General features: G+C 63.0%; 14 protein-coding genes. 5 read left to right on the top strand and 9 right to left on the bottom strand.

Annotated features, from left to right (window positions below; genetic code table 11):
• Nucleotides 1–97 precede the first annotated feature (97 nt).
• Nucleotides 98–892, top strand: a complete 795-nt coding sequence (locus tag NKH50_RS05370) for a lytic murein transglycosylase (RefSeq protein ID WP_352479692.1) — start codon at nt 98–100, stop codon at nt 890–892.
• A gap of 91 nt (nt 893–983) precedes the next feature.
• Here NKH50_RS05370 and NKH50_RS05375 read toward each other — a convergent pair whose 3' ends face one another.
• Together NKH50_RS05375 and NKH50_RS05380 are read right to left on the bottom strand one after the other, a co-directional pair.
• On the bottom strand, nt 984–1,592 hold the full coding sequence (locus tag NKH50_RS05375) for a hypothetical protein (RefSeq protein WP_352877165.1): 609 nt from the start codon (nt 1,590–1,592) through the stop codon (nt 984–986).
• Nucleotides 1,593–1,767: 175 nt separating this feature from the next.
• Entirely contained in the window at nt 1,768–2,991 is a 1,224-nt protein-coding gene (locus NKH50_RS05380; RefSeq protein WP_352877168.1) for an argininosuccinate synthase, read from the bottom strand.
• Between the two features lie 167 nt (nt 2,992–3,158).
• Between NKH50_RS05380 and NKH50_RS05385 the strand changes: the two genes are divergently transcribed.
• Nucleotides 3,159–3,800: a LysE family translocator gene (locus NKH50_RS05385; RefSeq protein WP_352507350.1), complete on the top strand. Its 642-nt coding sequence runs from the start codon at nt 3,159–3,161 to the stop codon at nt 3,798–3,800.
• Nucleotides 3,801–3,846: 46 nt separating this feature from the next.
• Here NKH50_RS05385 and NKH50_RS05390 read toward each other — a convergent pair whose 3' ends face one another.
• The 3 genes from NKH50_RS05390 to NKH50_RS05400 all read right to left on the bottom strand — a co-directional run bounded on the left by NKH50_RS05390 (nt 3,847) and on the right by NKH50_RS05400 (nt 6,296).
• Complete coding sequence (locus NKH50_RS05390; protein WP_352877170.1) at nt 3,847–4,299, bottom strand: hypothetical protein; 453 nt, start codon at nt 4,297–4,299, stop codon at nt 3,847–3,849.
• A complete protein-coding gene (rlmN, locus tag NKH50_RS05395; RefSeq protein ID WP_352738363.1) occupies nt 4,296–5,528 on the bottom strand; it encodes a dual-specificity RNA methyltransferase RlmN in 1,233 nt (410 codons plus the stop codon). The genes NKH50_RS05390 and rlmN overlap by 4 nt, the downstream gene beginning before the upstream one ends.
• Nucleotides 5,529–5,789: 261 nt before the next feature.
• Nucleotides 5,790–6,296 carry an invasion associated locus B family protein gene (locus NKH50_RS05400; RefSeq protein ID WP_023721899.1) on the bottom strand — a complete coding sequence of 169 codons (507 nt, stop codon included), beginning with the start codon at nt 6,294–6,296 and terminating at the stop codon, nt 5,790–5,792.
• A gap of 361 nt (nt 6,297–6,657) precedes the next feature.
• Between NKH50_RS05400 and NKH50_RS05405 the strand changes: the two genes are divergently transcribed.
• Entirely contained in the window at nt 6,658–7,266 is a 609-nt protein-coding gene (locus NKH50_RS05405) for a methyltransferase family protein (protein WP_352701227.1), read from the top strand.
• A gap of 40 nt (nt 7,267–7,306) precedes the next feature.
• On the opposite strand, the gene NKH50_RS05410 is transcribed toward NKH50_RS05405, so the two are convergent.
• From NKH50_RS05410 to NKH50_RS05425, 4 genes are all read right to left on the bottom strand, one after another.
• On the bottom strand, nt 7,307–7,669 hold the full coding sequence (locus tag NKH50_RS05410; protein WP_352701228.1) for a YkvA family protein: 363 nt from the start codon (nt 7,667–7,669) through the stop codon (nt 7,307–7,309).
• Nucleotides 7,670–7,761: 92 nt separating this feature from the next.
• Nucleotides 7,762–8,058, bottom strand: coding sequence for a 4a-hydroxytetrahydrobiopterin dehydratase (locus NKH50_RS05415; protein ID WP_254817876.1), 297 nt, complete (start codon nt 8,056–8,058; stop codon nt 7,762–7,764).
• A gap of 6 nt (nt 8,059–8,064) precedes the next feature.
• Nucleotides 8,065–8,661 (bottom strand): RNA 2',3'-cyclic phosphodiesterase, encoded by a 597-nt coding sequence (thpR, locus tag NKH50_RS05420; protein WP_352738358.1) that lies wholly within the window; start codon nt 8,659–8,661, stop codon nt 8,065–8,067.
• A 137-nt stretch (nt 8,662–8,798) separates the two neighbouring features.
• Complete coding sequence (locus NKH50_RS05425; protein ID WP_254817874.1) at nt 8,799–9,443, bottom strand: arylesterase; 645 nt, start codon at nt 9,441–9,443, stop codon at nt 8,799–8,801.
• 107 nt (nt 9,444–9,550) lie between these two features.
• Between NKH50_RS05425 and NKH50_RS05430 the strand changes: the two genes are divergently transcribed.
• Nucleotides 9,551–10,261 (top strand): ABC transporter ATP-binding protein, encoded by a 711-nt coding sequence (locus NKH50_RS05430; RefSeq protein ID WP_352877175.1) that lies wholly within the window; start codon nt 9,551–9,553, stop codon nt 10,259–10,261.
• On the top strand, nt 10,261–12,810 hold the full coding sequence (locus tag NKH50_RS05435) for an ABC transporter permease (protein ID WP_352877177.1): 2,550 nt from the start codon (nt 10,261–10,263) through the stop codon (nt 12,808–12,810). The genes NKH50_RS05430 and NKH50_RS05435 overlap by 1 nt, the downstream gene beginning before the upstream one ends.
• Nucleotides 12,811–13,015 lie beyond the last annotated feature (205 nt).

Below are 13,015 nucleotides of genomic sequence, written 5' to 3' on the forward strand. Positions count from 1 at the left end.
ATTGAGTGCATCGGCGTGGCGCCGGGGCAGTGACAAGCAGGTGTTTCGCAGGCAAGTTCGCAATTGGGAACGTGATTCAGGCAACCAGGAGAGCAGCATGGCATTTCTTGCCAAGAAGATGTTTGTAGTGGCCACGGTGGTGGCGGTGCTTGCGCTGGCGACGGGCGCGCAGGCGGCCAGCTGTGGCAAGAGCGGCGCCGGCTTCGAGGCGTGGAAACCGGAGTTCGCCGCAGAGGCCAAGGCCGACGGCGTCGGCTCGAAGGGTCTGGCCGCTCTGGCTCGCGCAACCTACGCGACAAAGACGATCTCCGTCGACCGCGCCATCCATAAGGCTTTCAGCGGCTCGGTGGAAGCTTTCATGAAGCGCCGTGGCGCGTCCGCGATCATTGCCAGGGGCCGCGCGCTGAAGAAGGCCAATGCTGCGCTGTTCGACAAGATCGAACAGAATTACGGCGTGTCGCCGGGCGTGTTGCTCGCCATCTGGGGCATGGAGACCGGCTTCGGTTCCGCCATGGGCAACCAGAATACGGTCTCCGCCATTTTAACGCTTGCTTATGACTGCCGCCGTCCGGAGTTCTTCTACCCGCATGCCATTGCGGCCCTGAAGCTGGTTGATCGCGGAGCGTTGAGCGCCTCGTCGGTCGGTGCCGCGCATGGCGAGATTGGTCACACGCAGTTCCTGCCCGGAAATGTTTTGACATATGGCGTAGGTAACAAAAACCTGCGCGACAAGGCCACTGCGTTGGCTTCTACCGCCAACTTCCTCAAGAGTCATGGTTGGCGACCGGGCGCCAGCGCGCAGGCGAATATCGGTGCAATTGCCGGCTGGAATTCCGCGAGCGTCTACCAACAGGCCATCGCCCATATCGCCGACGCGATCGACGGCGGCTGACTAGAAATGTCCGTTCGACAAAAAACCCGGCCGTGTGCCGGGCTTTTTGTCGGTGCGTGTGGCATGCCAAGAGCGGCGAGCGCCTGGGCTCTCAATTGTTCACGTAACCGCCGCCCAATGGGCATTTCTTGGAAGCGGGAACCTCGAAGGAGCCTGAGTAAACATTTGAGCAGGTACGGAACTTGGAGTTCGGTGGCGTTGAAGGAGCCGCCTTTGGCCTGCCCTCGATCACCGTCGGGACTCCGGCAGCTTGCGAGTAGCTGCCGCCCAAGGGGCATTTCTCGGAAGCGGCAACCTCGAAGGAGCCGGTGATAACATTTGAGCAGGTACGGAATTTGGGGTTCCGCTGCGCCGGGGTGGCCCTAGCAGCCGCCTTTGACTTGCCCTTGATGACCATCCAGATTTCGGTCGGTTGATCTAGCTGCAGGTTGTTTATGTCGGAGTAGCTGATGCGTCCGGTGCGCACCCCTTCGGCAAGGCGCTGGCAGAACAGGGCCGGCATGCGCTCCTGCGAGACGCCCATGAAAGAGGCGATATCGTGCTTGAGCGTGATGCCCCATGCGTGGACAGCGGTGACACATCCGCCCAAGTTCGCGCCCGGTTGCGTTTCGCGCTTGCCTCTGACAACTGGCACACCGTCAAGGCGGTGACCGTTGCAAGCAGAATAAAAACACCATTTTTCATTGTCAAAAGCCCCCATACAGCAAGCGAGAACTTAGATGAAGTCGCCAAAAGGTCAAACAGAACTCTTTTGAGGTGGTTTAATTTCTGTTATATTAGAAGTAACAAATAAAACCCGGCGTCTCCGCCGGGTTTCTCGAACCGTTTCAGCTTTCACGGGATCGGTAGAGCGGCCCCAGGGTGCTGTTCAGATGTCAGCTTTTTCGACTACGCGCCGCCAGTGTCCGCAGCCTCAGCGCACTAAGGCGGATGAATCCTTCGGCGTCCTTCTGGTCGTAGGCGCCGCGGTCGTCCTCGAAGGTGACCAGCGCATCGGAATAGAGCGTCTTCCTCGACTTGCGGCCGGTGACAATCACGTTGCCCTTGTAGAGCTTCAGCCGCACGGTGCCTTCAACGTCTTCCTGGCTCTTGTCGATCATCGCCTGCAGCATCAGCCGCTCGGGCGCGAACCAGAAGCCGTTATAGATCAGCTCGGCATAGCGCGGCATGAACTCGTCCTTGAGATGGGCGGCTCCGCGGTCGAGCGTGATCGATTCGATCGCCCGGTGGGCCGATATCAGGATGGTGCCGCCGGGGGTCTCGTATACACCGCGCGATTTCATGCCGACGAAACGGTTTTCGACCAGGTCGAGCCGGCCGATGCCGTTGTCACGGCCGAGATCGTTCAGCGCCGCCAGCATCGTTGCCGGCGACAGCTTTTTGCCGTTTAGCGCAACCGGGTCGCCCTTGAGGAATTCGATCTCGATCTCTGTGACCTCATCGGGCGCATCCATCGGCGAGATGGTGCGCTGGTGGACGAATTCCGGCGGCTCGCTCCACGGGTCCTCTAGCACCTTGCCCTCGGAGGAGGAGTGCAGCAGGTTGGCGTCGACCGAGAACGGCGCATCGCCCTTCTTGTCCTTTGGCACCGGGATCTGATGCTGCTCAGCGAAGTTGATCAGGTCGGTGCGCGATTTGAACGACCAGTCGCGCCAGGGCGCGATGACCTTGATGTCGGGGTTCAGCGCATAAGCGGAAAGCTCGAAACGCACCTGATCGTTACCCTTGCCGGTGGCCCCATGCGCGATCGCGTCGGCGCCGGTCTCCCTGGCGATCTCGACAAGATGTTTCGAGATCAGCGGCCGGGCGATCGAGGTGCCGAGCAGATAGGTGCCTTCATAGACGGCGTTGGCGCGGAACATCGGGAAGACGAAATCGGATACGAACTCCTCGCGGACATCTACGATGCGGATGTCCTTGATGCCCATTATCTCGGCCTTGCGCCTAGCCGGCTCCAGTTCGCCACCCTGGCCGAGATCGGCGGTGAAGGTGACGACCTCGGCGCCGAGCTCCGTCTGCAGCCATTTCAGGATGATCGAGGTATCAAGGCCGCCGGAATAGGCGAGCACGACTTTCTTGACGGCTTTTGCTTTCGACATGGTGGGCAGTTCCGCGACAGGGGTTCTTCGCGGGCGAGGTATCACGGCGTTTTAGGCCAGCGCAAGGGACGAACGATGCTGGACCAGATGCTGTATCGCTCAGAGGCTGGCGAGCACACGGCTCTTGCGTTATGGCTGCGCCGTCTTTTGCCGCTACGAGACGAGCCATGTCCTTCATCCCCGACAGTGCCACGCTTATCCAGTTCTCCATCGCCACCTTCATCCTGGCGATCACGCCCGGGCCTGACATGACGCTGTTCGTCTCGCGCACGCTGAGCCAGGGCCGTGCCACCGGTTTTGCCTCGATGACCGGCGCCTTGTGCGGCACGCTGATTCACACCACGCTGGTGGTGGTCGGCGTCTCGGCGCTGATCGTCGCCTCGCCGATGGCGTTCTTCGTGCTGAAGATTTTCGGCGCCGGCTATCTGGTCTTCCTGGCATGGCAGGCGATCACAAAAGGGTCGGCGTTTTCACCGGAGAAGAAGAGCGGGCCGCAGATCTCACTGTTCCGCAGCTGGGCCGCGGGGCTCGGGGTCAACCTGCTCAACCCGAAGATCATCCTGTTCTTCATGACCTTCCTGCCGCAATTTGTCTCCGCCCATGACCCCAATGCGCCGGGAAAGCTGTTCTTCCTCGGCGCGATGTTCGTCGTGCTGGCAATCCCGGTGACGGCGCCGATGGTGCTGGCGGCGGAAAAATTCTCGGCCGCGATGAAATCCAGCCCGCGTGTGACCCGCGTCGTCGACTATCTGTTTGCCGGAGTTTTTTCGGCCTTCGCGCTCAAGATCCTGACGGCCCAAGCGAAATAGGTACTTTCATTTTGCCCATGATCCTTTCCGAACCTTTGGTTCGGGGTCATGCGCTAATCTGGCGCCAGCTTCCGGCCGAGCGCCCGGCGCTCAGCCAGTAGAAAATACCGCCGACCATACCGCAGCCGATCACCGCCAGCATGACGCTGGTGTTGGTAACCTCGAAATTGGCATCGGCCGTCTGGTGGACGAAGCCGAGGAAGACCGCCGCTACCGCCGCGCCCGCCAGTGCATAGAACAGCCAGTCCCGCCGGCCAAGGACCTCGGAAACCAGGATGGCGATGGCCGCCGGCATGAAAGCGAAATAGGCGACGAACAGCCCGACGAAGGGGACTGAAAACCACAGCGAAGCCTGCGCCGCCGGTTGCGTCTCGTCCGTCATCAGCCCAAGAGACGCCAGGAACATGATGTTAAGGAAGGCGCTTGCCGCCAGCGAAGCAACGCCATAGCCGACAAGGATGACGGCGAAGCGGATCAGATAGGCGACGACGCGGTTCACACCTCGCCATGCCCCGCGATCATCATCGCTTCCAGCGCCAGCCGGTCGACCTTGCGCATACGCTCGGAGTCCGACTTGAGCTGGCCGCAGGCGGCGAGGATGTCGCGGCCGCGCGGCGTGCGGATCGGCGAGGCATAGCCGGCATTGTTGATGTAGTCGGCGAACTTCTCGATCGTTTCCCAGTCCGAGCACTGATAGTTGGTGCCCGGCCACGGATTGAACGGAATCAGATTGATCTTGGCGGGGATGCCCTTGAGCAACTTGACCAGCGCCTTGGCGTCCTCGATCGAATCGTTGACGTCCTTCAGCATCACATATTCGAAGGTGATCCGCTTGGCGTTGGACAGGCCGGGATAGGCCCGGCAGGCAGCGATCAGCTCGTTCAGCGGATACTTCTTGTTGATCGGCACCAAAAGGTCGCGCAGATCGTCATTGGTGGCGTGCAGCGAGATCGCCAGCATCACACCGATCTCCTCGCCGGTGCGGAAGATCTCGGGCACGACGCCCGATGTCGAGAGCGTGATGCGCCTCTTCGAGAGGGAAAGCCCGTCGCCGTCGGATGCGATCAGCAGCGCCTTCTTCACCGCCTCGAAATTATAGAGCGGCTCGCCCATGCCCATCATGACGACGTTGGACACTTTCCGGCCCTCGGCCGGCACGATGGCGCCGTCGGGTGTGTCGCGGTCGGGGAAATCGCCGAGCCGGTCGCGGGCGGTCAAAAGCTGGGCGAGGATTTCCTCGGCGGTCAGGTTGCGCACCAGCTTCTGCGTGCCGGTGTGGCAGAAGGAGCAGGTCAGGGTGCAGCCGACCTGCGAAGAGATGCAGAGCGTGCCGCGGCCTTCTTCGGGAATGTAGACGGTCTCGATCTCGACCGGCCGGCCGGCGCCGCGCGGCGGAAAGCGGAACAGCCATTTGCGCGTGCCGTCGGAGGAAATCTGCTCCTCGACGATCTCGGGCCTGGCAACGGTGAAATGCCTGTCGAGCGCGGCGCGCAGATCCTTGGAGATGTTGAACATGCCGGCAAAGTCGGAAACGCCGCGCACATAGATCCAATGCCAGAGCTGTTGGGCGCGCATTTTCGCCTGGCGCTCCGGCACGATGCCGGCGGCGACGAGGGCGGCCCCGAGTTCGGCGCGCGTCAGGCCGATCAGCGACGGCTTTTCAGGCGTCGTGCGGGTACGCAACGCGTCACGCGCGCCCTCAGTGGTAAGATCGAATGAAAGGGTCATTGTTGCGCCAATATAAGCGATTTGCGGCCGAATACAGCATCGGGCCCGAAATGAAGCGCGGCGCATAGCACAGGTTAGCGGCGGAGTCATGCAGGTGGTCTTTCCTTCTCCCCTGCGAGAAGGTGGCCCGAGCGTAGCTCGGTCGGGGGTGTTCCAGCTTGGCGCCGACCGCGTTCCGTCCAACACCCCTCTTCCGTCTCGGCGCTGCGCGCCGATCCACCTTCTCCCACAAGGAGGGAAGGGAAGACCGCGCCTAACCGCCTACTTGCACTTGGCGATCGAGGCCAGCGCCGCCGAGATGCCCTTCAGCGAGAAGACGTAAGTGGTGGTGTTGCCGCGGCCGGACTTGGCCGACACCTTCATGTCGGTGCCGGTCTTCATCGCGGCGATCAGCACCGGCTCCTCGGCGGCGTTCTCGACCCAGGCCGACTTGCCGCGCGTGAACATCGAGAAAGACTTCTTGTCGATGGTGACGGTGGCCTTGGAACCCTCCTGGAAGGTATAGCCGGCAATGAATTGCGGCTCGTAGGACACTTGCTGCCCCGGCCGCTGGCTGACGAAGAAGAACATGTCGCCGTGATCGAGCGTCGGCGGCTGCTTGTCGGTTGGCACGGTCAGGACATAGCAGACCTTGCCGCCGCCCGACGCCTGATAGCTGTAGGTGCCCCAGGCATTATGCTGGCCGATCTTGGTGGCCGACTGCGCCAGCGCGGGCGCCGTCAGGGCCACCAGGGCCAGGCTGGAAACTATAGCAATCAATCCGCGCATCGCTTTTCCCGTATTCCACTGGTGCGGCGGCAGGCCGGCTCGGCGTCCTGCCCGTCGCTTCATTTTGATTTAATCTGGGTTACCAAACGGTGAATTTCCCTAAGAAAAGGATGTTCACGCCAGGAAACCGCCGCCGTCTTCGCACTGCCGCTCGAAAAAGCGGCTGGCGCACTGTCCCTGCCGCGACTTGGAGGCCACGAAAACGGCAAGAGTTTGACTTTTCAAGCAGCTAGGTTTCGCGGCGATTCCCGCTTTTCTTGAGGTACGTGACGAATTTCCCTGCAGGCGGTACCATGTCTGCGTTTGTCGCCACGGCACTCGGCCAGGGTGCCCTCCTTGGCGGCTTACGGGAGATTTGGCCATGGCCATTTCCGAGACAGTCCTGATCCTCGCGGGCGGCACAGTCGTCCTGGCGATCGTGTTTGGCATTCGTGTCGGCGTCCGCGCGGCGGCTAGCGGCGCGGTGCCCCGGTCGGATGGCGGAGACGCGGCGGGCGGATCGGGCGCGTCCGACGTGCCCGGGGTCATTGCGCTACCGCCTTTGAGTTTCCTCGGCTTCCTGGCGGCGGCAACCGTGCTCGAGGTGCTCGCGCCGCTCCCGGTCATGGCCGGGCAGGCGCTCGCCCGCTATCTGGCCGGCGCCGTGCTCGCGGTGTGCGGCTTCGTGTTCCTCTTTATGGCGGCGGGCCGCTTTCAGGCCGCTGGAACCAACATACCACCGACCTTGCCAACGACGGCGCTGGTCGTCGACGGTATCTATCGGCGGACCAGAAACCCGTTGTATCTGGGAGCGACCCTCATCTATCTGGGCTTCGGCGTCGCCGCCGGAAGTCTTTGGGCTATCGCGCTCGTCATCCCCCTGCTGTGGGTGATCAATACCGGCGTCATCGCGCCGGAAGAGCGCTATCTCGAGCGCAAGTTCGGAGATGCCTATCGCGCCTACAAGGCGCGGGTGCGGCGGTGGGTTTGACGGCCGGAAAGTCTCGCGCGATTTTTTGCGCCGTGCCGGCTCAGCTCTTGTCGGCGATGGCCTGTTTGGCGGCGAGCCGGTGCGCGGGCGTGATGTGGGCGCTGACGGTTGTGATCGCGGCGGTCAGTACGGCGATGTCGTCGGTGAAGCCAAGCCCAACGATGAAATCGGGGATGACGTCCGTCGGCAGCACGAAATAGCCGAGCGCAGCCAGCAATGTGCCCTTGGCGCGAAGCGGCGTCTTCTTGTCCATGGCGCAGTAATAGGCGGCGACCACCTCTTCCATAAACGGGATATGCCGGGCGGCTTTCTTCGCCGTACGCCAGAACTTGTCGCGCACCTCACTCTCGTTGCCCGGCTTGCTGCCGAGGCCGAAGAAATCAAAACCGGATTTTTGCGCCATCAATCTCTCCGTGCGGCCGTCGCGTGACTTCACGCATGACCACGAGGCAAAATGTGGTGAAAGCCGAACCTCGCTGCAAGGTGCAGCTAGGCTCAGCCGCCGAAATAGCGGTTCATCTTCCTGGCCAGATCGAAATCCAGCGCCGTCAGGCCGCCGGCGTCGTGCGTGTTGAGGGTCACGTTTACCGTCTTGTAGACGTTCGACCAGTCGGGATGGTGGTCCATCTTCTCCGCCGCCAGGGCGACGCGGGTCATGAAGGCAAAGGCTTCGGAGAAATTCTTGAAGGTGAAGGTGCGGGTGATCGAGCCGCCATCCTTGGCCAGCGACCAGCCTTCGAGGCCGGCAAGTTCGGCGCGGATCGCCTCTTTTGCTAGTTTCTCCCTGGCCATATCCGCCTACCGCATGATCCGCGAAGCGTCGGCGACGCCGACCAAACGGCTGGCGATGCGGTTGTCGGCACCTGAAAGCGGCCAGGCCTCCTCGACGACGTAAGGCCCGCCGCCGACCGAATCGCGCGACGACATCAGCACGAAGCGGCCGACCCGGAACGGCAGCGTCGAAAAATTGCCGCGTGCCGACAGGTACTGGGCGACATCGAGCGGGCTCGAATTGCGCAGGCGGGCCAGCGTCACATGCGGCATGAACTTGCGCGGGTCGGCCGGGATGCCGAGCCGCTGGCAGATGCGCTCGATCTCGGCCTGCAATGCGGAAAGATCGGGCGAAGCGGCGACCCCGGCCCACACCGCATGCGGCTTCTTCTGGCCGAAGGCGCCGACGCCGGACAGCGTCAGCGGGAAGGAGGCGCGGTGAACACGGTCGAGCGCGTTGGCGATTTCGTCGGCGACATGGCCCTCGACATCGCCGATGAAGCGCAGCGTCAGATGATAGTTCTCGACGTCGATCCAGCGGGCTCCGGGCAGGCCGCCCCTGAGCAGGGACAGCGAAAGAGCGGCATCACGCGGTATTTCGAGGGCGGTAAAAAGACGCGGCATGGGAAGCCTCCTGTCCTCGAATCGAACTCTTGCCCCTAGCGAATCATCGATATTCGAACGGGGCAAGCGGTTTGTTGGTCGCAGGGCTGCCTAAAATCTTCCCCTACGGAATGTGGTGCGGCGGCGAACCCTCGCCTTCAGGAATTACCCCGCACCGTTGCAATGGCCTTCTCCACACCGGGCAGGATACCCTCGACGATGCGGTCGACGCCTCCGGCGTTCGGATGAAGGCCGTCCTCGAGCTGCAGGACGGATTGACCAGCGATGCCCTCGAGAAAGAAAGGATAGAGAGGCACGCCGTATTTTTCAGCCAGTCGCGGAAAGATTGCGTCGAACGCCTTCTGGTAGTCGGCGCCGAGATTGGGCGCCGCGCGCATTCCGGCAAGCAAAACGGCGATCTTGCGCTGCTTCAGTTTTGCCAGCATGGCGTCCAGGTTTTTTTCCGCTATGGCGGGCGAAACGCCGCGCAGCATGTCGTTGGCGCCGAGCTCCAGGATGACGAGTTGCGTTCCGTCCGGCACCGACCAGTCGAGCCGTGACAGGCCGCCGCTCGTCGTATCGCCGGAGACGCCAGCATTGGCGACCGTGACATCGTAGCCCTTGGCGCGAAGCGCCGCCTGCAGCTTTTCGGTGAAGCCCTGACCTGGCCCGAGGCCATAACCCGCCATCAAGCTGTCGCCCAAACCGACAATGGTGAACGGTTCGGCGCTCGCCGACGAAATGGCGCCGCAAACGGCGAGGAAAAGGGCGAAGGCTGCGGCAAAGGTGTGTTTGAAAGCCATGCGGCAGGCCCCATATGACCAGGAACATCTGTTGGCGAAGGCAGGTTTTCATCTTTGTCGAGCATCGGATGCTCCAGCCTTCATCCCCCATATAGGACGATTTGATTTTGGAAGAAGCCGTCATTTCGCTGCAAGACGTATCGCTGACGCTCGGTGAAGGTGGCTCCTCGGTCCATGTGCTGAAGGGCGTCAGTCTCGATGTGGCGGTTGGCGAAGCGACAGGCATCGTTGGACCCTCAGGTTCGGGAAAGTCGACATTGCTGATGGTTTTGGCTGGGCTTGAAAGGGTCGATTCGGGCACGGTTCGAATTGCCGGCGAGCTGCTCAACGGCAAAAGCGAAGACCAGATCGCATCGTTTCGGGGGCGAAACATCGGCATCGTATTCCAGTCTTTCCATCTCATCCCCAACATGACGGCGCTGGAAAACGTTGCCGTCCCGCTGGAGCTTGCCGGCCATGCCGATCCGTTCGGCGTGGCGGCGCGCGAGCTGGCGGCGGTCGGCCTCAGCGATCGCGTCACCCATTACCCCGGCGAGTTGTCTGGCGGCGAGCAACAGCGCGTGGCGATCGCCCGGGCGCTGGCGCCGTCGCCGCGCATCCTGATCGCCGACGAGCCGACCGGCAATCTCGACCAGGCGACGGGGCGGCACGTCGCCGACCTGCTGTTTGCCAAGGCCGTCGAACGCGGCATGACGCTGGTGCTGGTCACACATGACCCGGTACTCGCGGCGCGCTGCTCGCGCCAGGTGTCGATGCGGTCGGGGCTGATCGAGGACGCGCCTGAGCCGGCCACCAGGGCCGGCAAGGTGACCGCCTGATGCCGCTGTCGCAAACACTGAGGCTCGCCTTTCGGTTTTCGCTGCGCGAAATGCGTGGCGGGCTGTCCGGCTTCCTGATCTTCCTTGCCTGCATCGCGCTCGGCGTCGCGGCAATCGGCGGCGTCAATTCGGTCGCGCAAGCGATTTCCGCCGGTGTTGCCGACCAGGGCCAGACGCTGCTCGGCGGCGATCTTCGCTTCCAGCTCAACCAGCGCGATCTTACCAGAGCCGAACGCAGCTTCCTCGACCGGCTTGGCACGGTTTCGCACAGCGCCAACATGCGTTCGATGGCCAGGCTCGAGGACGGCTCCGACCAGGCGCTGGTCGAGGCCAAGGCGGTCGACGGCGCCTATCCGCTCTATGGCGCGCTTGAGACTGAGCCGGTGCTGTCGCGAGAGGATCTGTTCGGCGAAGAATCCGGCGTCTTCGGCGCCGCCGCGCCGGACCTCTTGTTCGAGCGGCTGAACCTTGGCATCGGCGACCGGCTGAAGCTCGGCAGCGCGACATTCGAGCTGCGTGCAAGGCTGGTCAACGAGCCGGATGCGGTGTCGGATGGCTTCGGCTTTGCGCCGCGGCTGATGGTGTCGACCGACGGGCTTGCCGCTTCCGGCCTGATCCAGCCGGGCAGCCTGGTCGAGAACGCCTATAAGGTCCGGCTGCCAGGCGGCACCGGCGAGACACAGATCAAGGCTATCCGGGAGCAGGCGGCAAAAGAGTTCCCGCAGGCCGGCTGGTCGATCCGCACGCGCAGCAACGCGGCGCCGGCGTTGTCCTCGAACATCGAGCGGTTCTCGCAATTCCTGACGCTGGTTGGGCTGACGGCGCTGGTGGTCGGCGGCGTCGGCGTGGCCAATGCCGTGCGTGCCTATCTCGACGGCAAGCGCGGCGTCATCGCCACCTTCAAGAGCCTAGGGGCTTCGGGCGGGTTCGTCTTTGCCGTCTATCTGGTGCAGATCCTGATGATCGCCGCCCTCGGCATCACGCTGGGCCTGGTGCTAGGCGCATTGATGCCGTTCGCGGCCAGCGCCGCACTCCAATCGGTTATTCCTGTGCCGGCGGAAGGTGGGTTCTATCCCGGCGCCCTCGGCATGGCAGCGCTGTTCGGGCTGCTGGTGACGCTGGCTTTCGCCTTGCTTCCGCTCGGCCGCGCCCGCGACGTGCCGGCAACGGCGCTGTTTCGCGAAATGGGTTTCGAGGGCCGCGGTTTTCCCCACCCGCTCTACATCGCCGCGGCATTGGGCATCGCCCTGCTCCTGGCGGTACTGGTGATCCTGTTTTCCGGCGACCGCCGTATTGCCTCGATCTTCATTGGGGCCACGGTGTTGTCGTTCCTGGTGCTGCGCGTCGTCGGCTCGCTGGTGCAGTGGGCGGCGAAGAAAAGCCCGCGCGTGCGTTCGACCGCGCTCAGGCTCGCCATCGGCAACATCCATCGGCCAGGCGCCTTGACGCCATCGGTGGTTCTGTCACTTGGCCTCGGGCTGACGTTGCTGGTGACGCTGGCGCTGATCGACGGCAATCTCAGGCGGCAGATCTCGGGCAGCCTGCCGGAACGGGCGCCGAACTTCTTCTTCGTCGATATCCAGAGCGGCGACGTCGATGCTTTCTCTGCGCTGGTCGGCAAAGAGGCGCCGCAGGGCAGGCTGATCAAGGTGCCGATGCTGCGCGGCCGGGTGATGGCGCTCAACGGCGTCGCTGTCGACAAGGTCAAGGTTCCGGCCGAGGGCGCCTGGGTGCTGCGCGGCGATCGCGGCCTGACCTATGACGCAAAGCTGCCGGAGAATGCGACGCTGACCGAGGGCAGCTGGTGGCCGGAGAACTATGCCGGCGAGCCGCTGGTCTCGTTTTCCGCCGAGGAAGGCAACGAGATTGGGCTGAAGCTCGGCGACACCATCACCGTCAACGTGCTCGGCCGCAACATCACGGCCAAGATCGCCAATTTCCGCCAGGTCGAATGGGAAACCATGGGCATCAATTTCGTCATGGTGTTCTCGCCCAACACATTCGCCGGGGCGCCGCACGGCTGGTTGGCTACGCTGACCGAGACGAATGCGTCGGCAGCCGACGACGCGCACCTTCTCAACGCCGTCACGCGTGCCTTTCCCGCGGTCACGACGGTCAGGGTCAAGGACGCGCTCGAAATCGTCAACCGGCTGGTGGCGCAGCTCGGCACAGCAATCAGGGCGGCAGCGGGCGTGGCGTTGATCGCCTCGGTGCTGGTGCTGGCCGGCGCGCTCGCCGCCGGCAACCGGGCTCGCATCCACGACGCGGTGGTGCTGAAGACCCTGGGTGCGACCAGGAAAACGCTGATCGCCGCTTTTTCGCTGGAATACATGCTGATCGGCCTTGCCACCGCGATCTTCGCACTGGCGGCGGGCGGTGTAGCGGCATGGTTCGTCGTCGCGCGCATCATGACGCTGCCATCGCACTTCATGCCCGAGGTGGCGGTGGCGACCATCGGCTTTTCACTGGTGGTCACCGTCGGCATCGGCCTTGCCGGCACGTGGCGGGTGCTGGGCCACAAGGCGGCGCCGGTGCTGCGGAATCTTTGAGCCAGAGCCGGTTTTGATTAAATCTCGTTAATGTTTCGGGCGGGAAGGCCAATAAAACCGGATCTCTGGCACTTCACGGAGCATTACGTTTGGTTACGGTCTTGTCCTTTACACCAAGAACCATCATATTTCGGCGCAGGCATGCTGGAGCCCCGCCAGCGGCGCCTGGGTTCAAATGGACCTGACACCGGACGGGGCAGAAGCA

The organism is Mesorhizobium sp. M1027 (assembly GCF_040318745.1).
Taxonomy (GTDB): Bacteria; Pseudomonadota; Alphaproteobacteria; order Rhizobiales; family Rhizobiaceae; genus Mesorhizobium.